Origin of the sequence: Sphingobacterium sp. LZ11T8 (assembly GCF_024261425.1) — a bacterium.
Classification (GTDB): Bacteria; Bacteroidota; Bacteroidia; order Sphingobacteriales; family Sphingobacteriaceae; genus Sphingobacterium.
On record NZ_JANBZY010000003.1, the window covers coordinates 1 to 20,305 of the forward strand.

12 protein-coding genes are annotated in these 20,305 nt (G+C 40.5%); 6 read left to right on the forward strand and 6 right to left on the reverse strand.

Translation table 11 applies throughout. The features are described from left to right. Window positions 1-133 precede the first annotated feature (133 nt). Together NLF99_RS08200 and htpG are read right to left on the reverse strand one after the other, a co-directional pair. Window positions 134-334: a hypothetical protein gene (locus NLF99_RS08200; protein ID WP_254527675.1), complete on the reverse strand. Its 201-nt coding sequence runs from the start codon at window positions 332-334 to the stop codon at window positions 134-136. A gap of 123 nt (window positions 335-457) precedes the next feature. After that, a complete protein-coding gene (htpG, locus tag NLF99_RS08205; RefSeq protein ID WP_254527676.1) occupies window positions 458-2,347 on the reverse strand; it encodes a molecular chaperone HtpG in 1,890 nt (629 codons plus the stop codon). Between the two features lie 146 nt (window positions 2,348-2,493). On the opposite strand from htpG, the gene NLF99_RS08210 reads away from it, so the two are divergent. From NLF99_RS08210 to smc, 4 genes are all read left to right on the forward strand, one after another. Beyond that, on the forward strand, window positions 2,494-3,057 hold the full coding sequence (locus NLF99_RS08210) for a suppressor of fused domain protein (RefSeq protein WP_254527677.1): 564 nt from the start codon (window positions 2,494-2,496) through the stop codon (window positions 3,055-3,057). A 145-nt stretch (window positions 3,058-3,202) separates the two neighbouring features. Beyond that, the gene (locus NLF99_RS08215) at window positions 3,203-3,904 is read left to right on the forward strand and encodes a DUF4397 domain-containing protein (RefSeq protein ID WP_185212606.1); all 702 of its coding nucleotides are present in this window, start codon (window positions 3,203-3,205) and stop codon (window positions 3,902-3,904) included. A 100-nt stretch (window positions 3,905-4,004) separates the two neighbouring features. Beyond that, a complete protein-coding gene (locus tag NLF99_RS08220; RefSeq protein WP_185216848.1) occupies window positions 4,005-4,478 on the forward strand; it encodes a DUF6882 domain-containing protein in 474 nt (157 codons plus the stop codon). Between the two features lie 98 nt (window positions 4,479-4,576). Further along, window positions 4,577-8,122 (forward strand): chromosome segregation protein SMC, encoded by a 3,546-nt coding sequence (gene smc, locus NLF99_RS08225; RefSeq protein ID WP_254527678.1) that lies wholly within the window; start codon window positions 4,577-4,579, stop codon window positions 8,120-8,122. A 221-nt stretch (window positions 8,123-8,343) separates the two neighbouring features. Here smc and NLF99_RS08230 read toward each other — a convergent pair whose 3' ends face one another. The 4 genes from NLF99_RS08230 to NLF99_RS08245 all read right to left on the reverse strand — a co-directional run bounded on the left by NLF99_RS08230 (window position 8,344) and on the right by NLF99_RS08245 (window position 16,689). Further along, complete coding sequence (locus NLF99_RS08230) at window positions 8,344-8,529, reverse strand: hypothetical protein (RefSeq protein ID WP_185216852.1); 186 nt, start codon at window positions 8,527-8,529, stop codon at window positions 8,344-8,346. A gap of 998 nt (window positions 8,530-9,527) precedes the next feature. Beyond that, window positions 9,528-11,858, reverse strand: coding sequence for a prolyl oligopeptidase family serine peptidase (locus NLF99_RS08235; RefSeq protein WP_254527679.1), 2,331 nt, complete (start codon window positions 11,856-11,858; stop codon window positions 9,528-9,530). 152 nt (window positions 11,859-12,010) lie between these two features. Beyond that, entirely contained in the window at window positions 12,011-15,409 is a 3,399-nt protein-coding gene (locus NLF99_RS08240; protein WP_254527680.1) for a DUF1080 domain-containing protein, read from the reverse strand. Window positions 15,410-15,420: 11 nt separating this feature from the next. Next, window positions 15,421-16,689, reverse strand: a complete 1,269-nt coding sequence (locus tag NLF99_RS08245) for a Gfo/Idh/MocA family oxidoreductase (protein ID WP_254527681.1) — start codon at window positions 16,687-16,689, stop codon at window positions 15,421-15,423. A gap of 512 nt (window positions 16,690-17,201) precedes the next feature. On the opposite strand from NLF99_RS08245, the gene NLF99_RS08250 reads away from it, so the two are divergent. Next, entirely contained in the window at window positions 17,202-18,770 is a 1,569-nt protein-coding gene (locus tag NLF99_RS08250) for a glycerol-3-phosphate dehydrogenase/oxidase (RefSeq protein WP_254527682.1), read from the forward strand. A 25-nt stretch (window positions 18,771-18,795) separates the two neighbouring features. Continuing rightward, window positions 18,796-20,289 (forward strand): glycerol kinase GlpK, encoded by a 1,494-nt coding sequence (gene glpK, locus NLF99_RS08255; RefSeq protein ID WP_254527683.1) that lies wholly within the window; start codon window positions 18,796-18,798, stop codon window positions 20,287-20,289. Window positions 20,290-20,305 lie beyond the last annotated feature (16 nt).

The following is a 20,305-nucleotide window of genomic DNA, read 5'->3' on the forward strand; positions in this document are numbered from 1 at the left end:
TCCGTATTTTGTCGTAGCATAAGATTAGGATTTATGTTGTTATTTTGGTTATATAAAAATATAAACAAATAATCTTATGCTATCTCTTTGTATTAGCACGTCCTAGATACAAACATAAGGCCTACAACACCTGCTACCTTTTTAGCGAAAAGATAGTTCTTTCCCATGATCTTGGTCCATCCTCGCATCCCTTCCATCCTGGTTCTATCCCATGATCTTGGTCCATCCTCCTATCCTTTTCATCCTGGTTCATCCCCTGATCTAGCTCCATCCTCTCATCCCTTCCATCCTGGTTCTTTCCCATGATCTTGGTCCATCCTCGCATCCCTTCCATCCTGGTTCAAAAAAAGCAACCCCTTCTGGGGTTGCTTTTTTATCTACATAAATATTTCCTGAAACATGAAATCATCCTCTTGAAACATCAGCAAAGTCTCAAATCTCACATCTCATATCTATTCTAAATCAAATCCACGCTTCTTTTTACAAAAGCTGTCAATTCAGCGCCAGTCAACAGACCTCTTGACAATAGAGCAAGATCAAATGCCTGTTTGGCTAGCTTTTCACCTTCTTCTTCGGAAGATTCAACAATGCGTTTCACTAATGGATGGTTTCCATTAACCGTTACCTTATAGTTATCAGGCAAAGTACCATAGAATCCCATACCACCACCAGTTTTCGCCATATCTTTCATACGACGCATAAACTCATCGATAGTTACGGCAACTGGGAGATCATTGGCATTCAAGGCATCCACCTCAACCTTCATATCCGGACGAGAGATCGCTTTCTCAAAAATTCCAGTTGCTTTCTTGCTCTCATCTTCAGTCAGAGTCTGTTCGATTTTCTCGTCTTTAGGAATCAATTTATCGATTACATCTGAGTCAACACGTTTCAACTGCACCTTCTCGCCGCCATGTTGCTCCACATAGCCTGCAAAATGCGTATCCAAAGGACCATTGAAATTCAGGACATCATATCCTTTTGCCAAGGCTGCTGCAATGTAGCCATCTTGCTGCGCTTTATCTTGGGTATACAGGTAAATAATGTTGCCATCTTTGTCTACTTGGATATCCTTAACCTTTTCGTAGTACTCCTTGAAGGTATAATATTCATTGTTCACATTCTGAAGCAAGCAGAAATCATTTGCTTTTTCAGCAAATTTCTCATCGCTCAACATACCGTATTTAATGAACAAACTGATATCAGACCATTTTTCCTCAAAACCTTTACGGTCTGATTTAAAGATCTCGTTCAATTTGTCCGCTACCTTTTTGGTGATATAGTTGTTGATCTTCTTCACATTGCTATCCGCCTGTAAGAATGATCTTGAAACGTTCAGAGGAATATCTGGAGAATCAATGACCCCTTGCAATAACATCAGGAATTCTGGAACGATATCTTTTACCTCATCGGTAATGAATACCTGTCTAGAATACAATTGGATCTTATTGCATTGGATTTCCAATTCGTTCTTGATTTTCGGAAAATATAGGATTCCGGTCAAATTAAATGGATAATCCACGTTTAGGTGAATCCAGAACAAAGGTTCATCCATAGAATGTGGATAAAGTTCATGGTAGAACTTCAAATAATCTTCATCAGTCAATTCTGATGGCGATTTTGTCCAAGCGGGATGCGTATTGTTGATAATATTGGGAACCTCTACGGTCTTGTATTTTGGTTTACCTTCTTCATCTTCACCATCAGGTTCAGATTCTGATTTCATTCCAAATTGGATTGGAACCGGCAAGAACTTACAATATTTATTAAGGATTTGTTGAATTCTTTGCTTTTGAAGGAATTCCAAAGACTCTTCATTGATATGTAAGATAACATCGGTTCCACGGGTTGTTCTGCTACCTGCAGAGATCTCATAGGAAGTAGATCCATCACAAACCCAATGTGCAGCCTCTGCTCCTTCTTGGTAAGACAAAGAGTCAATTTCAACCTGATCAGCAACCATGAATGCCGAGTAGAAACCAAGACCAAATCGACCAATGATTTCATTGGCATCGTTAGCTTCTTTAAATTTCTCCATGAATTCTGTAGCCCCTGAAAAGGCAATCTGGTTGATGTATTTCTTGATCTCCTCGGCAGTCATACCAATTCCGTTATCCGAAATGGTAATGGTCTTTGCTTCTTCATCAACTTTCACTTGTACCGTAAGGTCGCCCACTTCTCCATTATATTGACCTAATGAAGCTAATCTTTTGATCTTTTGGGAAGCATCGACCGCATTGGATACAAGCTCGCGTAAAAATATTTCGTTATCTGAGTATAAGAACTTCTTAATCACCGGAAATATATTCTCGGTATGAATTGAAATAGTACCCTTCTCTTCTTGCATATGTTTGTTAATTTATTTTTTTAAGATTTATATATTTCTGTAATCAACTTATATTCCAATGTTATTTTTAAGTCAAATTGACAGCTTGTGCTGAAATTTTTACACAATTGGCTATTTTTGACTGAAAAAACAGGTTAATTCTTCAGATGATATTTAAAAAACCAGATTTCCTTAAGTCTCCTTTGGAACATTTCCGCAGCCAATTGGAAGATACCCTACAAGCAAAAGCAGCTGTTTTTCGGGAGAAAAGCGTAAAGAAAAAACTTCCATTCGTCTATTCATTGGTTTTTCACAAAACTGAAGACAGCCCAATGACAACCTTCTCCTATGGTCTTTCATTCGCCAATCATCCAGATCAACACAATAAGGTTGAATTATGCCTGCAGATGGATTCTGAAGATATGACCTGGGCACATGTTGTTGGATATTTAACCAATCAGCTCCGTGGGGATTGCCCTTTCAATAGTGGCGAAATAATCCGACTGGGGCAAAAGGTCAGCCAAGAGTCTGACCTAAACGCTTTTGTGGTGATTCCTGTTCAAGATGGTATTCCCCAAAAAGTGAAGGATGGGAGGAAATCAACTGTACAACTGTTAGAATTGCTTCCTATTTATGAACAGGAAGTCTATAATATCCAAAAATTAGGATTGGATAATTTCATCAAGCAACTCGGAAAGTCCAAAACAGACCCTAAACGGAAACCATTATAAGGTCTTCCTTCTTTTAAATCCACTTTAACAAGCTTGAATCCAACAAAAAAAAGATTTTTCCCTAACACTGTAGCATATCTGTAAACATTACCGTTTTTTTATTGAACGTTCAAAAATTGAAATCAAAAAAGAATTTACTGAACAAATGAAAAAACATAGTCTTCTATTAGTCATTGCACTAAGTATATTAACATTAAGTAGTTGTCTAAAGGATAATGATGATTATCCAGATTTAAACTACCCTGCTGTTTCCCTTTTTAACTTCTATCCAAAAAGTTCGGGAATACTATACGCAGTCAATGGAAACCTTTTAAATCAGATAGATCCGCGTTACAAAGGTATCTCTATGTTCTTCGCTATCCCGGGAAACAAAAAGATACAGGTTGTAGATCGCTTAAATAATCAACCCATCATTGATACGACTTTCACATTTGCCGATTCAGTGGTATATAGTTGTATGGTCTATGGAACGGAAGAAAAACCTGAATTTATCAGGGTTCCAGATGTAGAATTGAAAAATGCAGGGACTAAAACCGGGGTTAGGTTCTTCCATTTGGCCAACCAAGTAGGCAAAGTAAATTTCAAGGTAGGCAGTCAGGAAATTGTCGGATCGACCAACCGTGTAAAGGAAAACCCTAACACTGTCGCCCAGACACAAATCTTTAGGGAGTCCACTACGGGAAAAACTGCTGTTACCGTTACTGATGAACAAGGAAAGGTAATTGCCAAAATTGATGAAATTAATTTGGAGAACAATAAACATTACAACTTCATGTTAATCGGAACGAAGGACAACAGTGAATTTCCTTTAGAGCTTGTATACAGCTTCTATAACATTACAGATTAACGACTTACAACAAGGCAGCTTTACAATACATCCATAAAAACGGAAAGGCCCAATGATTTGGGCTTTTCTTATTTTTAAGGTTTTGCTATATTTATGGCCTATGAGCCTTGAGAAACCCAAAATAGACGAATCTTTTCGTGTACTTCACGCTAAAGCGCATGAATATATTACGGATCAACAAGAAATTCTTGAAGAACAGCATGCCTTTGGCCAATTCTCCAGCTATACCGTAGATTGGGAAAATAATATCATCAGCTTTTCAAATGAGGACAATTCAAACTTAAATCTAGCGTTTCAGATTGTGGGTAGTATTGATCCTGAGAAATCGATTTGGACCTGGAGATGGGATAATCCAGAAATCTCTGAAGCTGAAAAGGAAGAATTGGATATCATCAAAAATTATGGTGAATTCTATGATTTTGGATACCTCAGCAACCCAAAACTGGAAATCGACACCCCTATCGCTTGGGCTTTGACCGCAATTTCCGGTTACCTCCGCATTTCCAAAGGAATCTTCAGGATTCAAAAAGACACTGAAGCCCATTTTGTATACTTTAAGGAAGTGTTAGCTTAACACCTTAAATTATAAGGAGTACCCTGACCATCATTAGGGTATTTCATTCATTGTTGAAATTCCTTAATTTCGCACACATTTTTTACTTATAAGAGCTAATGCAATTAACAAAATTAGAGATTAGAGGGTTTAAAAGTTTTGGTGACAAAGTAACAATCAACTTCAATGAAGGGGTAACAGCCATCGTTGGACCAAATGGTTGTGGCAAGTCTAATGTTGTTGATGCAATGCGCTGGGTACTAGGTGAACAGAGCACCAAGAACCTGCGTTCAGACAAAATGGAAAATATCATCTTTAACGGCACCAAAAACCGTAAAGCTGCTAATCTGGCTGAAGTTTCATTGACCTTTGACAATACCAAAAACATATTACCTACCGAGTTTGCAACTGTTACAATCACTAGAAAACTGTTCCGAACCGGTGAAAGTGAATATAGACTTAACGATGTAAAATGTAGATTAAAGGATATTACGGATCTTTTCCTGGATACGGGAATTGGTTCTGATACCTATTCGATCATTGAATTAAAGATGATCGATGAAATCATCGCCAATAAGGACAATTCCAGAAGAAACCTCTTTGAGGAAGCATCAGGGATCTCGAAATATAAAGTCCGCAAAAAACAGACCCTATCGAAACTAAAAGATACCGAATCCGATCTTTCCAGGGTTGACGACCTTTTGTTTGAAATCAACAAGAACTTAAAATCGCTCGAAAACCAAGCAAAAAAGGCGGAGAAATACTTCAAACTCAAGGATGAATATAAGGAAGCAAGCATTGGTTTAGCTTATTATAAACTTGAGGGTTTTCAAACAGATCTTGAAAGGATTACCGATCAGGAAGCCGAGCAACAGGAAAAACTGAGAAATGTGCTTTCCAAAATGGAGAGCAAGGAGAAAACCTTGCAAGAATCCAAAACGGATATCCTTGCCAAAGAACAGAACCTGTCTACCCAACAAAAGGCTACCCAGGAATATATCAATAAGATCAGGTCTTATGAATCTGAGAAAAAGATCAAAAATGCGCAATTGCAACATCTGCAGGAAAAGGAAACTCGTCTTAATAATGACCTGCAGATCGACAAACAGCAATTGAACCATGTGCAATATCAAATAAAGCGACTGAACGAGGAACTTTTTGAAGAACAGAACAGCTTAGATATCTTAAAGCAGGACCTAGATACTAATAAAATCGAGGTTGAAGAACTGCGAGCACAACAGTCCTCGGCGAAAACGAAGCTGGACGAATTCTCCAAAAATAGTCAGGCCCTACAAAGCCAAATCTATGCTTTGGAAAAGGAATTGGCAGTTTTAGGCATACAAAAGGAAGCTTTGGAACAAGAATCCTTGCGAACCAGTCATGATTCTGAATCAAAAGAACTGGAACTTCAACAGTTCAATCATGCAGTTGCCGAATTAGAAGAACGTGTAGGGATCCAACAAGATCAATTTGATGAGGCCTTACGGACGGAAGAGGAAATCCAAAGGCAGATTGCCCAATGTGAAACCAAGCTTAAAGAATCAGCAGATGACCTGAGTAGAAAAGCGCGGTCCGTAGATTCCAAACAGAACGAATATAACCTTACAAAATCTTTGGTAGATAATCTGGAAGGTTTCCCAGAGTCCATTAAGTTCCTAAGAAAACATGCTGGCTGGAAGAAAAACCCACCCTTGTTTTCTGATATCCTATTCTGTAAGGAAGATTACCGTGTGGCTGTTGAGAACTTCTTGGAGCCTATCATGAACCATTATGTGGTAGAGACCAAAGAGGATGCTGTACAGGCCATAAAACTGTTAAGTGATTCTTCAAGAGGAAGAGCCAACTTCTTTGTTTTAGAAGCAATTAACGAACAAAAACCCAATAACAGCGCTAAGGAAAACAATAAGGCCCTTATACCGGCCATGGACATTATTAAGGTTGACGAAAAATACCGAAACCTTTGTAATATCCTTTTACAAGATGTGTATTTAATTGACTCGGAAGCTGAAATTGACATCGATGCCAACCTACCAGCTGATAACATAGTCCTTCTTCAAAAAGAGGGAAAATACGCTAAAAACAAATTGGGAATCTCTGGTGGCTCGGTAGGTTTATTTGAAGGCAAACGTATCGGAAGAGCCAAGAATTTAGAAATCCTGGAAAAGGAAATCAAAGATCTGAACGAACAGATTGATATCATACAAGAAACCCAAGAGGCATTGAATAGTCAATTGGTCGGATTGAAAGGCAGTTCCCAAAAGGAATTCATCGACGAACAGCGAATACAATTGAACCGTCTGAACAATGAGCTGACTACCGTAAAGACAAAACAGGAGCAATATCAAACTTTCATCAATAGCAGCCAGAACAGAAAACAGGATATTGAGACCAAGGTTGCCAATATCATCGCTCAATTAGAGAAATCTGAACCTGAATTGGCTACATTCAAAGAAACGGCAACCGAAAACCAAACGGTATTAAGCCGTCTGGAGGATTCCTACCATGAACTGACCGAGATCCTGAACGAGAAATCAACTGTCTATAACCAGGAAAACATTAAGTTCCACCAACAGCAGAACAAAGTGAATACCCTGCAAAGGGATGTAGAATACAGGGAAACACAACGTGAGAACCTAGAAGATAGAATCGAGAAGTTCAGCATAGAATTTGAAACAGTCAAAAACGACCTGAAAGAAGCCTTGAGTTTTGTAGACAACAACGATACAGACCTGGGCTCAATGTACGAACAAAAGGAATTGCTTGAAAAAGGTTTGCAAGAAGTTGAAGAAAATTTCTTTAAATCCAGAAAGGTAATCAACGATCTAGAAGATGAAATCAATCAACTTCGCAAATCCAAGGATATATCTGACGCTTTGATATCTGAGTTGAAGGATAAGAAAACAACATTACAGATTGACTTGAATGCGCTTAAGGAAAGGCTTTCAGTTGAATTCAATATCGAGTTACAAGATTTATTGGAAGCGGAAATCCCAGAGGAAAGATTGGCTATGGCCGATCTAGAGACTTCCTGCAGAAAGCTTAAAAAGCAATTGGATGACTATGGAAGCATCAATCCAATGGCCAAGGAAGCATACGATGAAATGGATGAACGCCATGGTTTTATACAAAAGGAAAAAACAGATCTAATGGAAGCCAAAGCTTCCTTATTGAGCACGATCCAAGAGATTGATCAGTCTGCCAATGATAAATTCATGTACGCCTTTACCACCGTTCGTGAGAACTTCATCAAGGTATTCCGATCCCTGTTCAACGAGGAAGACTCCTGTGATATCGTATTAAGTGACCCAAACAATCCTTTGGAATCCGATATCGATATTGTAGCACGTCCTAAAGGGAAACGTCCTTTGTCGATCAACCAGCTTTCAGGTGGTGAGAAAACATTGACTTCCACTGCCCTATTGTTCTCTTTATATTTATTGAAACCGGCACCGTTCTGTATATTCGATGAGGTCGATGCTCCATTGGATGACACCAATATTGATAAGTTCAATAACATCATCCGCGAGTTCTCCAACCAATCCCAATTTATTGTGGTTTCCCATAATAAACGTACGATTGCCAGCACCGATATTATCTACGGTGTAACTATGGTGGAACAAGGTGTATCAAGAGTTGTAGCGGTAGATTTAAGAGACGTCGCCTAAAAGATTAATACCAAAATAAATATGGAATCCCCCTAAGAAAAGAAACTTAGGGGGATTTTTTTATCCTTTATTTTTTTAATCAAGTTCCAGAGCAGGCATTTTTAATTAGCCCTTTCCTTTTACCCATGTTCGAGGCATCTTCGGGAATGCTTCGGGAATACCTTTCTTAAAATATTGAACATTTGGCCAAAATTCGGAATATGTCTCGAATAAGGTAGGAATTACCTAGGTTTACGATTGATCCAATCCTTGGAAAACAAGAAGTAGATAGCATTGGTGCCTATCAATATGACCAAAGCAAAATAGCCAAGTGATTTATTGTCCTTGTTCGGCCCAAATAAGAAGTAGAACATGGTCGCCGCTGCCGTTAATGATATAATCAGCAACAGAAGTCGATTATAATTCATAACAAATTGGTTAATTGGTTAGTAACTCCCTGAAGATAAGAAGAAAATTTGAAGAAATGGTAAACAGCTGAATAACCCCCAACAGGAAATGTCATTAAATTAAGAAAAAAACAAAATTTAGATTCTTCGTTACTTTTGGAGCCCAACAGTAACCAAACCGACGAAGGAGCTCACGGACCCCAATTCTATTGTTACTTTTGGAGCCCAAAAGTAACCAAAAACCTTCGGTCCATTTAAGATGGCTTTTCGCACAATCATCCGCACATGAAAAGAATGCCTGGATGTCGAGGGTGGCGTTCTTCTAAATTCTCCCCTTCAATGGGAGAATTTCTTGATAGCATCCAAGGCCATTCCCATCGCACAGTGCATCGGCATTCTTTCCATTTTTCCGCCATTGGAAATGAGCCGGGGCTAAAGGGCTTCCTTCGGAAGGATAATGTATATTTATATGTTTTGAGAAACCCCTAAAGGGGGTGGCATCTTTGTAGAAATTAGATTCTTGGAAATGGCCAACCCACAGCGTGGGTGAAATATCTTTCTATACCTTTTCTGTGTCACCCTGAGGGCACCACCGAAGGGTCTCGGAACTATCCATACTTCACTTGAAATAGGTTTCTCATCTTACGATTTCGAAATGAAAAACCCTTCACAATAAAATTAAAAATAGATTCTTCGCTGCACTCTGAATCTCCCTCCAGAACATTTTGATTCTGAACGATGAGTGAAGAATCTGTACGGTTCTCCCCCATCATCCCCTTGTCATTCTCAATCGAAGATTGAGGACCTGTACGCCAATGCAATTATGGTTTGTATGGTACCGAGATCCTTTCTGCGTCAGGATGAAAGGTTGGCGGAAACCGAAGGTTAAGTTACTGGACACCAATACCCCACCCTTTGTATGGTTCCGAAAACCTTCGTTCCTCAGCCTGACACCGGTAAAAAACCAAGGAGGGGGCAAATTACTCTTGCCCCCTCCTTGGTTTTTATCAAACTGCTTTTTATTTCTTCAAGGTATTTTCAAACAACTTGAATATCCTTTTGTATTCATCGGTCCAACTGCTTGGTTGTACGAATCCATGGTCTTCGACTGGATAAACCGCTAAATCCCAATTTTCTTTTCCTAATTCTATCAAACGCTGGTTAAGCCTTACGATATCCTGGAATTGTACATTGACATCCACCATACCATGCAACATCAACAGATTGCCTTTTAATTTATCGGCAAAATAGATTGGTGAACTTCTCTTGAAAGCGATCGGATCCTCTACCGGTGTATTCAATATATTGGCGGTATAACCATGGTTATAATGTGCCCAATCTGTAACAGACCTTAGAGCCGCACCAGACTTGAATACCTCCGGTTCGGTAAATAGGCCCATCAAGGTAATGAAACCTCCGTATGAGCCTCCATATAGGCCTACATTAGCAGGGTTAACTCCGTAATGGTCTACCAAATACTTTACACCATCAACCTGATCGGTAAGATCCTTCCCTCCCATATGTCTGTAAATGCCTGTTCGGTGATTACGTCCATAACCGGAGCTCGCTGTATAATCAATATCAATTACAGTATAGCCATTGTCGGCTAACATGTTATTGAACATATATTCCCTGAAATACTGGCTCCACCAATAGTGTACATTCTGCAGATAACCTGCTCCATGTACAAATACTACCGCCGGTTTATTGGGGTGCGGATTCTTGGCTGGATAAACACGAGCATATACATCATCGCCATAGCGGTTTTGGAACTTAACCATATCAGGCTCGCGCCAAGCATAGCTATCAAATTCTGTGCTGGTCGATTTGGTAATCTGACTGGCATTCGCTTGGGCTTTGTTAATCTGTAAGTACAGTTCCCAAGGTTTGTTCATGGTAGAATGGCTAATCGCCAAATATTTTTCATCCGGTGAAAGCGTGACTTCATTACCACCCTTCATCGAGGTGATCTGTGATAAATTGCCTCCTTGAACAGGTAAGCTATAAAAATGGGTAATGCCGGGATGCTCTTTATTTCCCGAGATATAGAAGTTCTTTCCATCTTTTGACAATTGAACCGATTGCACCTCCCAGTTTCCTTCGGTCAATTGCTTTTTACTGTTGCTATTTAGATCGTAGCTGTACAGATGCGAGTATCCAGAGGCTTCACTATTGAAATAAAAGGTATGGTCATTCAACCATTTGACATCTCTTCCTATTCCAGGTCCAGATATCCAGGCATCATCATGCTGTCTATCCAATTGGGCCACACTTGCATCTTCCGGGTTTACCTTCAAGATCCAAAAATCCTTGTTGTCCTGAGCTTTTGCCGTGATTACCGCATATTTAGCATTAGGCGACCAAGAAGCTACACCCCAAGTGATTTGACGATCTTTATTTGCTTTTTGGAGCTCTGCTAGACGTTCTGGATAGTCAGATAAATAAGCTGGCAGATCTTTGATCCCCGGAATTTTGGTTGCCTTAACCTCCAAAGCGGTATCTTGTTTCACTTTATATACGTAGGCCTTAAACTGTGTAAGTTCATTTCCCACTTTAGTACGCATATTGAGGTCTTCCACATAACCAGAACGGGTGATGAAATCGGGAACAATGGTATTTCTATTTCCTTTGGCAGGATAGATCAAACGGTAAGTGATATATTGCCCATCGGGACTAATCGACAAACCGCCCAATAAAGCGTCACCAAGATATAATGCTTTTTTGTTCTCCTTCTTTTTCCGTTTATCCTTTAATCGATCCTCTTCCTTAAAGACCTCAAACAGCTGTTCTTGGTCTTTTTTCAGCCATTCCTCCTGATCGGACAGCTTTCGGTCGGATTTTGGAGCAGCACCGCGTTGAAAGTTTGTCAATTGACGAACTGTAGTATTGTTCAGGTCTAGGGAATATACATTTTCATTTCTCTGGAATACCAGTTCATCGTTCAACAAAAAGGATAACGGGTTTTCCCTTTCTACAGTTTCGGTAAGACGCTTGACCTGATCCTTGTTCTTAACATAAAGATCTCCTTCCCTTTCGAATACGGCAATGCTCTTGTCCTTATTAAAAATATATTGTGGAGCTTCATCCAGATTGGCAATGCTATCCGAACTTAACACATATTTCTTGGAGGCAATATCCAAGCGATAAACTTGGGCTTTATCCTTGCCTTCTGGATTCCAATCAAAATAGAGGAATCTACTGTTGTCAGACCAACGATAATTTGAGGGTGAAGTACCCATCCATTTAGGATCTCGCATGATCTTTTCGACCGTTAAAGGTGATAGCTGGGCAAAGCTGCTAGAAACAGCTCCAAGGACCAAACAAGAGATGATGAGGTTAATCTTATGCATGAATAATTGATTGTTGTTTTTACTATGGCAAGTATACGAGATTCGGGAGGAATATGCGGAACTGTCAGCTTTATTTTACGATAAAAAACTCGGGATAAAAAAAGGGACTATCCTAAATGGACAGTCCCTCTTTCATTCTATTAAAAATCTATTTACAATTTTTTCACTCTGATATTACGAAGGAAAACTTCGGTACCATGACCTAAGAAACCGATATGGCCAGTGCTATTGCTTAGACCTGGGTGACTCTTACCATCAGCTGGACCATTTTTGGTCGCCTGTTTCAGATCTCCATCTACAATAACTTTTCCATTAACGGTAATCTTGATCTTATCGCCTTGGATACGGATCTCTTCCGTATTCCATTCACCAACTGGGTTTAAGGCACCACGTTTAGCAGCAATAATTCCATAGACCGAACCATGGTATTGATAAGGTTTAAGATCTTTGTACACGTCAGCCCCATCATCTAAGATTTGGATTTCCATACCTTGATAGGCAGCATCGCCTTCTAATGGTGTACGGATTCCTACACCGTTGTTTGCTCCTGGCGTCAATTTAAACTCAAATCTATATACGAAATCGCCGTATTGATCTTTGGTATAAAGGTTCTTTCCAAATTTTGCATCTGGATTTGAACGGATATAGCCTTCCGGAGTGATCTCATAAGCTGAAGTACTCGTCCATTTATCAAGGTTAGTACCATCAAACAGCAATTCAAAACCTTCTTGTTTCTCTTGGTTGCTCAAAGTAGAGACTTCCTTACGAGGAATTTCCTTGATAAAGATATCACGGTACCATACTCTGGATCCATGAGCTTGCAGTTCGATCTGTTCCGTTGGGAAGATAGATTGATTACGGTCCCAATAGTTTTCCAATGGAACATTATCAACAACCAATTCGCCATTTAACCAAACGGATACATCTTCACCTACCATTTTGATCTTGAAGGTATTCCATTCGCCTAAAGCATTATCTGCAACTTTTATAGGGTCTTTGGCATTTTTAGCATTGTTATAAAGACCACCAGAACCTACTTGAGCACCTACCTCGGTACGAGAGATATCCCAAATCTGAACCTGTGGAGTTCCTCTCAGGTAAATACCAGCATCTGGTTCTTTACCATTAGGATCTAATTTCCAATCCACCAACATTTCAAAATCGCCATATTTCTTGATTGTAGCGATATTGTCACCATGTCCGCTGAATACAAGATCACCATCTTGCGCAGTCCAGCTTTCACGCATCTTTTTGTCAGCTTCCGCTTGTTTCTTCGCTAATTCAGCTTTCGACATGTTGGCACGTTTGATTGGATTTTCCACCAATCCTTGCCATCCAGTCAAATCTTTACCATTGAACATGGAAACAAAGCCTTCACCACTTGGCATTTCTGCTAGATGACGGACGATAGCTTCTTTCAGATAAGAACTTTCGCTTCCTGAAATTCTAGTTGCAGCATCATTTAAGATCTTGCGAACATCAGCTCCAATATAGTCCTTATGGTCCATAGCGATATTCATGGCTACGTTGGTTGCTGATCCCCCTAAATCTTTGTCAGACATGTACTGTGCAGCAAACATCAAGGCTTGGTAAGTACCAGTAGACTGAAGGTTTGACAACGCAGCTCTCTTTTGCTTTACGTCTTGCGCCAGTTCAAAAGCATCTTTTAACAATAAGGTTTTCTGTTCTGGATTGACGGTACTTGCATTCAATTGCTTGATCAAGCCATTGAAAATGGTATTGAATAGCGCTGGATCCTTTTCCGTTTTGGAAAGACGGATCAAAACAGGAAGAGATTCCGACTTTGACCAGTTTGCCAAGGCTTGGATAGATTCAGCTTTTAACGGTCCATTGCTCCCTACATAGTTTTCAACTGCTTTTAAGGCATCTGCACCACCTACACCTGCGAATATTGGGAAATATTTAGCTGCGGAAGGAGCCGCTGAACGCGATATATTAGCTGCCAGACGTTGGATTTTAGCATCCTTATCTGGGCTGGCATTGATTGCATCGATGGCTGCTTGCTGTGCGTATTTTAATTCTTCTCCAGAAGCATTGTCCATTAATTGGATGACTGCCTCTAGGTTATCGGGATTTACGGTATTGGACAAAGCTTTAAAAGCGGCCAATTTCACTGCAGCATCTGTTGAAGCTGTTAAGGGCAATACCGCAGCAGATGATGAAGGATTCGTTCTATGTGATAGGACATCCAATAAAGCCACTTGGGTTTTTGCATCAGCATTGGCTAAAGCTCCATTCACAACATCCATTGTTCCTTTATCTTTTGAGGATAAAAGTAATGTTTTGATAACGGCCAATTCCTTTTCAGAGGCATTTGGTATCTGTTTGATCAAGAAGTCTGAATTTGCTCCTTTGGTCAATACAGAAAGCGCATTTAAAGCTGCGATTTTTGCTTCTTCATCCTTCAATGCAGGAAAGCTTTTTTCAATAGCCTTAACTGAACCCGTTGCATCTTCGGTGGCCAAGAAGTTCAATAAGCTCTCTTGGGCATCGCCATCAAACTTTCTCAATGAACCAGCTAGTTTCACCAAGTCGCTCGCTTTCGCTTCATCAGCCAATAGGCCTAAAGCTACATTGCGAAGTAATTTATCTTCATTAGAGGCCAATTTGATCAATTGTTTCTTCTGCTTGGCTGGGTTGATTGCAGTCAATACCGAAATAGCTCCGGCTTGGATTGTTGGCGCTTTGAATGCCGTAGCATTTTTGTATAAGGTTGTAGCAAATCTGGTTGCTTCCGCATCCTTGTCTTTTTTAGCTAACCCTTCTGCATAGTCTACCGCTAGACTTGCCGCATTGGTCTTATCGTACTGATAGCTTTTTTCTTCTGCTTTTTTTAAGAAAAGCTCTGCGGAATTAGGACCAGCAATTTTACTCAATGCCGTTAAACCTGCAACTTGAAAATTATCTGAGGTATATTTTCCGATCAGTTCGATGATTTTCGCTTCCGCTTCGGTAGATTCCAGCTCACCAAGAGCCGTTACAATAGCAGTAGCTGTTTTTTCAGTCGCTGAGCTGTTTAAAGCAGCATTTAATGCGTTAGCAGCTTCAGGAGTATGGATAGCATTCAAAACGCGAGCGGCTTTTTCCGCTAAGTCTTCATCTGCCAAGTACGGAGCTACCTTTTCAATAGCATCGTTTTTAGCAAAGAATTTAAGCAGTTCAAATACGTATCCCTTGTTGTTTTTGTCGGTTAGTTTATCCAATGCCTCTAATAAGCCCTTTACATAGGTTGCACGTTGGCCTTCCATGTTGGGTTGCATCACAAAAAACGCATATGAATTAGTTGCATATTCTATTGGCGCATTATTTCCTCCTTGAGGTTTCAATCCTAGCAATAGCGCTGAAACATCCTCGGAAGTAAATCCTTCCAGTTCTTTCATTGCCATCAGGAACTTTGCTTGTTCTTCTGCAGGCTGTTGGGCTAATACATCGGCAATCTTGGTGGCAGTGGTGCGTCCAGTTGGTTGCTGTGCATAAGCGGCAACTTGTAAAAATAATAATGCGGCTATGGTGTTAAATACTTTTTTCATGTTTCGTAGGTTTAGAAAGACCAAGGGCCTCTCATCGGCTGGTGAATTAATCTGTTAGCTGCTTCATCATTGACAAATTCCTGTTTCGCGGAATCATAATGTAAAGTCCTGTTCAATCTAAGCGCTGCAAGCCCTAAGTTGATCAAGGTACAGGAGTAATAACCATTCTCTTCATTCAGTGCAAATTTCTGACGCGTACGAACTGCCTCTACGAAGTCGGTAACTTGAGGGGCTGGATCTGGATATTGGGCCAGCTTGCGTTCCAAGTCTGGAATATCCGAAACAAATCCTCTATATAGTTTTCCATTAGGCCCTTCTATGTACGCTTTTCCTTCTTCCGTGCCTTCACCGTCCAAGATAATTTGACAACCATCTGCGTAGGTATAGGTAATCTTTCTCCAAGTTCCTACCGCATCTGAATGTTGTTGTGGTGCATCAACTTCAATCTTAACTGGTGATTCATTGTCCTTTCCTAAGAAATATTGAACTGGGTCCATGTAATGTTGACCCATATCACCAAGGCCACCCCCATCATAATCCCAATAACCTCTAAAGGTCAAATGGGTACGGTGGGTGTTGTATGGTTTGTATGGTGCTGGACCTAACCACATATCATAGTCTAATTCTTTTGGAACCTGCTCCACCGGTAGGTTGGTTTTTCCTACCCAGTAGAATTTCCAGTCAAATCCTGTATGCTTGCTGATGGTCACTTTCAATGGCCATCCCAGCATACCTGTATCAACCAATTTCTTGATTTTCTTAACCGGTACATTCATGCCATAGAAATTGGCATCGAAACGGAACCATGTATTTAAACGGAAAATATTACCATGCTGTTTGACAGCTTCTTTCACTCTTTTACCTTCACCTATGGTTCTGGTCATTGGTTTTTCACACCAGATATCTTTTCCGGAGCGGGCAGCCTCGACCGCCATCAATCCGTGCCAGTGTGGTGGCGTAGCGATGTGGACAATATCTACTTCAGGATTTGAGATCAAATCACGGAAGTCATGGTGTTCTTTGACACCTCCACCCAGTGCTTTTTGTGCTAATGCTAAGTGGCGGGTATCCACATCACAGATAGCGACTGTCTTGGTACCGGCGTATTCAAAGTGTCCACGGCCCATGGAGCCGACACCGATTACCCCTTTTGTCAAGTGATCGCTGGGTGCTAGATAGCCTTTTCCAAGTACAAAACGAGGCACAATAGTAAATGCTGCTGCCCCAATCAACGATTTCTTGATAAAATCGCGCCTAGAAGTATTATTGTTTTCTTTCATAAAATTTATGATTCAACTGGATATAACAAACTCTTTCCTTGCTACGAACAGCTCCCACCCTCGGAAATTGATTCAGCAAAAAAGAAGATTATTGTATCATAAAAATTGTATAAATAGATTTAGTTTCACAAGTGTAGGAAAACTTTTCAGTTTTCGGTTATCACATTCAGTCATAACTTTATTAATTTAAGTCATATACTTTTATTTTTGGTCTGTAAGATTTAGTCAAACGTTTGCGTAAATGAATTATTACTAAGTGTCGTAGCGGTAGATGCGGCTCTTACTTTAAAACATTATTAAAGGTAATTTAAGATAATTAAATCATTGTTTTTATAAAATTCAAGATTTATTTATATTGGCTCAACATCAAAAATAAGAATAAAATTCTTTTAAAAAAGAAGGAGATATGCCTTTTTTTATGGATTATTAAAGGCGTTAATTTTATGTAAAGTCCTCAGCATGGATTTAATTTCTTCTTAAAAATTCTTACATTTAGCATAAAACACAATTACATGCTCGCTGGAATCAACAGATCAGATCAACTCAATAAACTAAAAGAATCAACCATTTGGGACTTGGTAGTCATCGGAGGCGGTGCTACCGGCTTAGGGACAGCAGTAGATGCTGCCAGTAGAGGTTTTAAAGTCCTATTGATCGAAAAATATGACTTCGCAAAAGGAACCTCCAGTAAGAGTACCAAATTGGTACATGGTGGTGTCCGTTACTTGGCAAATGGTGATATCAAATTAGTGATGGGTGCCTTGAGAGAAAGAGGCCTGATATTTAAGAATGCACCACACGTTTCATCCGTACAATCTTTTGTTATCCCTGTCTATTCGACTTTTAGCAAATTAAAATACTTAATTGGCCTGAAGCTCTATGATTGGCTTGCAGGCAGCCTACGCATCGGAAATTCGGAAGGCCTCTCCAAAGATGAGGTGGTTCAGAAACTCCCTCACATCAAGACAAAAAGCTTGAAAGGTGGGATTTTGTACTATGATGGTCAATTCGACGATGCCAGACTTGCCGTGAACTTGGGTCAGACAGCATTTGAACATGGCGCGACCGTTCTGAACTATATGGAAGCAATGGAGATCCACAAGAATGAGCAAGGAAAAGTCAATGGAATTACCGTAAGGGACACTGAAACAAACGAAACATATCGCATTCAAGCTAAGACGGTTATCAATGCTACCGGTGTATTTGTGGACGATATCCTGAAGATGGACTCCCCTAAGCATAAAAACTTGGTTCGTCCAAGTCAAGGTTCGCATATCGTGATTGACCAGAAGTTCCTCGATGGGATCGATGCATTGATGATTCCGGAGACTAGTGATGGACGTGTCCTCTTTGGTGTGCCTTGGCATGGGAAAGTCCTGCTCGGCACAACCGATATCCCTATCAAGGATCATATGATCGAACCAAGACCAATGGAAGATGAAATCAATTTTATTTTGGAAACCGCAGACAGCTATTTGAATCCTGCGCCAAAGCGTGAAGATATCCTAGCTATTTATGCCGGATTAAGGCCTTTGGCCGCTCCAAAAGACGATGATGAAAGCACAAAGGAAATTTCAAGGGACCATAAGCTTATCCACTCGGAATCTGACTTGATCACGATTACGGGAGGTAAATGGACAACCTACCGTAAAATGGCAGAAGACACCGTCAATATGGCCATTGAGATCGGGAAATTGAAAGATGTACCATGTAGGACCAAAAACCTAGCAATCCATGGTTCAACCCCAGATGTCTATCATGCGCATTGGAACCTTTATGGTAAAGATTATCAAGCGATACAGCAACTGATCCAAGAGGATGAATCCTTACGCGACCTGCTGGTGGATGGCTATGAATACAACGCCGCTGAAGTGGTTTGGGCTTGCCGTTACGAGATGGTCCGTAAGGTTGAAGATTTCCTTGCCAGACGTTGTCGCCTCCTACTGTTAGATGCCGAGGCGTCGATGAAAGCCGCTCCTAAAGTGGCCGAGATCATGGCCAAGGAACTGGGCAAACCTGAAGGTTGGGCACAAGATGAAGTTAAGCAATACATTAAACTAGCGAAACGCTACACACTATAATTCAAGACTATATAAACCGTAGAGAATGAAAGAATATATTGTTGCATTAGATCAAGGAACGACAAGCTCGAGAGCAATTTTATTTAACAAAAAGGGTGATATCGTCAACATAGCCCAAAAGGAATTTCAACAGATCTATCCCAAATCGGGATGGGTGGAGCATGATCCGCAGGAAATCTGGTCTAGCCAGATGGCTGTATTCACGGAAGCCTTGGCGAAATCCAAGACCAAGTTGGAATCCATCAAAGGTATCGGTATTACCAACCAAAGGGAGACCACCGTGGTATGGAACCGTAGAACTGGCGAACCTATCTATAATGCAATCGTATGGCAAGACCGCAGAACTGCTGACTATTGTGCCAAGCTGATCAAAGACGGTCACTTGGACATGGTTCAGGAGAAAACTGGTCTCCTGATCGATTCTTACTTTTCTGCAACAAAGATCAAATGGATCCTGGACAATGTGAAAGGTGCAAGAAAACTGGCTGAACGCAAGGAACTTGCTTTTGGAACCATTGACTCGTGGTTGATCTGGAACTTAACGAATGGAGAAAAACATGTTACGGATGTGACCAACGCATCACGAACCATGCTTTATAATATCAATGATCTAGAATGGGATAAGGGACTATTGGAATTGTTTGACATTCCGGAGTCCCTGTTGCCTGAAGTAAAGAGCTCTTCTGAGGTATATGGTGAAACATCCACCGAATTGGGCAGCCGACCTATTCCGATTGCTGGTATCGCCGGTGATCAACAAGCGGCTCTTTTTGGGCAGATGTGCCTGAAAAAGGGAATGGCCAAGAATACCTATGGGACCGGATGTTTCTTGTTGATGAATATTGGCAACAAACCTGTCAAATCGGAAAATAAATTGGTAACTACCATTGGCTGGAAAATCGGAAAAGAGGTAGTCTACGCTTTGGAAGGAAGTATTTTTATTGGCGGAGCTGTTGTACAATGGCTACGGGATGAGTTAAAGATCATCAAAAAATCAAGCGATATAGAAGCCTTGGCAACCAGTGTTGATACCACTGATGGGGTTTATTTAGTCCCTGCTTTTGCGGGATTGGGTGCTCCACATTGGAACCCGAACGCCAGAGGAACAATCTTTGGAATCTCAAGAGGAACAACCGATGCCCATATTGCTAGGGCAGCCATCGAAAGTATCGCTTACCAAACCCATGATATCCTGAAAGCCATGGAAGCGGATTCTAAGACCAAGATCAAAGAATTGCGCGTGGATGGCGGTGCGACTCAAAACCAATTCCTTTTACAGTTCCAGGCTGATATATTAAAATCTACGGTTGTAAAACCTAAGATCACAGAAACTACTGCTATGGGAGCCGCATTTCTAGCGGGTCTTGCTGTTGGATTCTGGAAGGATCTATCGGAACTCCAAGAGCTTTGGCAAGAAGATAAACGCATTGAAAACAATAAGTCCGTAAAGCTGGACAAGAATCTTGAACAATGGAAACGTGCGGTAAACGCTGTGATCTATTGGTCGGATAACGCATAATACCACTAACACCTAA

Excerpts from the sequence above, each read along its gene's own strand:
- htpG (WP_254527676.1), bottom strand. The coding sequence starts at position 2,347 with ATGCAAGAAGAGAAGGGTACTATTTCAATTCATACCGAGAATATATTT.
- NLF99_RS08200 (WP_254527675.1), bottom strand. The coding sequence starts at position 334 with ATGGAAGGGATGCGAGGATGGACCAAGATCATGGGAAAGAACCAGGAT.
- NLF99_RS08210 (WP_254527677.1), top strand. The coding sequence starts at position 2,494 with ATGATATTTAAAAAACCAGATTTCCTTAAGTCTCCTTTGGAACATTTC.
- NLF99_RS08240 (WP_254527680.1), bottom strand. The coding sequence starts at position 15,409 with ATGAAAAAAGTATTTAACACCATAGCCGCATTATTATTTTTACAAGTT.
- NLF99_RS08235 (WP_254527679.1), bottom strand. The coding sequence starts at position 11,858 with ATGCATAAGATTAACCTCATCATCTCTTGTTTGGTCCTTGGAGCTGTT.
- glpK (WP_254527683.1), top strand. The coding sequence starts at position 18,796 with ATGAAAGAATATATTGTTGCATTAGATCAAGGAACGACAAGCTCGAGA.
- smc (WP_254527678.1), top strand. The coding sequence starts at position 4,577 with ATGCAATTAACAAAATTAGAGATTAGAGGGTTTAAAAGTTTTGGTGAC.
- NLF99_RS08250 (WP_254527682.1), top strand. The coding sequence starts at position 17,202 with ATGCTCGCTGGAATCAACAGATCAGATCAACTCAATAAACTAAAAGAA.
- NLF99_RS08245 (WP_254527681.1), bottom strand. The coding sequence starts at position 16,689 with ATGAAAGAAAACAATAATACTTCTAGGCGCGATTTTATCAAGAAATCG.
- NLF99_RS08220 (WP_185216848.1), top strand. The coding sequence starts at position 4,005 with ATGAGCCTTGAGAAACCCAAAATAGACGAATCTTTTCGTGTACTTCAC.
- NLF99_RS08215 (WP_185212606.1), top strand. The coding sequence starts at position 3,203 with ATGAAAAAACATAGTCTTCTATTAGTCATTGCACTAAGTATATTAACA.
- NLF99_RS08230 (WP_185216852.1), bottom strand. The coding sequence starts at position 8,529 with ATGAATTATAATCGACTTCTGTTGCTGATTATATCATTAACGGCAGCG.